The sequence below is a fragment of the Pseudoalteromonas sp. PA2MD11 genome, from assembly GCF_017808125.1.
Lineage (GTDB): Bacteria > Pseudomonadota > Gammaproteobacteria > Enterobacterales > Alteromonadaceae > Pseudoalteromonas > Pseudoalteromonas simplex.
Genome location: NZ_JADKNF010000009.1, coordinates 127910 through 129226, shown reverse-complemented (window position 1 = coordinate 129226; position 1317 = coordinate 127910). Strand labels below are relative to the sequence as shown.

At 35.8% G+C, this 1317-nt stretch carries 1 protein-coding gene; it reads right to left on the bottom strand.

Features of this window, described 5'->3' with window-relative positions; genetic code table 11:
• Window positions 1-639: 639 nt before the first annotated feature.
• The gene (locus ISP07_RS11625; RefSeq protein WP_324616123.1) at window positions 640-1026 is read right to left on the bottom strand and encodes a GxxExxY protein; all 387 of its coding nucleotides are present in this window, start codon (window positions 1024-1026) and stop codon (window positions 640-642) included.
• Between the last annotated feature and the right edge of the window lie 291 nt (window positions 1027-1317).

The following is a 1317-nucleotide window of genomic DNA, read 5'->3' as shown; positions in this document are numbered from 1 at the left end:
CGGTCTCATAGCCTCTTTGTGAATATCCTTTACTAGTTCTTTTTAGCACAAAGAGAAGGAAACGAGAGTAAATGAGTAAGACAAAACTTCTTTGCTTACTCTTCCGCGCAGCAGCTCATAGTCTCTTTGTGAATATCCTTTACTAGTTCTTTTTAGCACAAAGAGAAGTGAATAAGAGTAAATGAGAAAACCAAAACGTCTTTGTTTACTCTTCAGCGCAGCGTCTCATAGCCTCTTTGTGAATATCCTTTACTAGTTCTTTTTAGCACAAAGAGAAGGAAACGAGAGTAAATGAGTAAGGCAAAACTTCTTTGTTTACTCTTCAGCGAAGCAGCTCATAGTCTCTTTGAGAATATCCGTTACTAGTTCCTATTAGCACAAAGAGAAGTAAACGAGAGTGAATGAGTAAGACAAAACGTCTTTGCTTACTCTTCAGCGCAGCGTCTCATAGTCTCTTTGTGAATATTCATCACTAGTTTCTAGTTGCACTAAGAGAAATGAATTAGGGTAAATGAGAGAATCAAACTACTTGGTTTACCTCTTTAGCGCAGCGTCTCATAGTCTATTTGTGAGTACCCGTTACTAATTCCTATTGGCACAAAGAGAAGTGAATAAGGCTTATTAATTCATTATTGTTTTTTATAAACTTAAATTAAACCGTTTTATTCCATCAACAAGCTTAAGCGCGTTAAAGTTTATAAGTAGCCCCGCGTTGACTTTAGAGAGCTTCATATATGTTAGAATCTGTGCAGAGTGAATTGGCAATAATTTATCGACAGATTTCAGCTCAATAACTAATTTATTAGGTATAAACAAGTCCAATCTATAGCCAGCTTCTATCTCTAAGTTCTTATAACGAATTGGTAAAGTTAATTGACGTTCAACTTTTATACCTGCTTGCTGAAGTTCGTACATCAAGCAAGCCTCGTAACTTGACTCTAACAAGCCAGAGCCTAATTGTATATGCACTTCAATTGCATACCCGATAACTGTTTGCGTTAGATGATCAATATCCATATTTATCATAAAACATCCCGCTTCATTTTAATGAATGACTTTTAAGCCTTCTGTAAGTAAATCATTAAAACCTAATTTGCACAAAGAGAAGTGAATAAGAGTAAATGAGAAAACCAAATATTTTTTTGTTTACTCTTCAGCGCAGCGTCTCATAGTCTCTTTGTGAATACTCATCACTAGTTTCTAGTTGCACTAAGAGAAGTGAATGAAGGTAAATGAGAGAACCAAAATACTTGGTTTACCTCTTTAGCGCAGCGCCTCTTAACCTCTTTGTGAATATCCTTTACTAATCCCTATTGG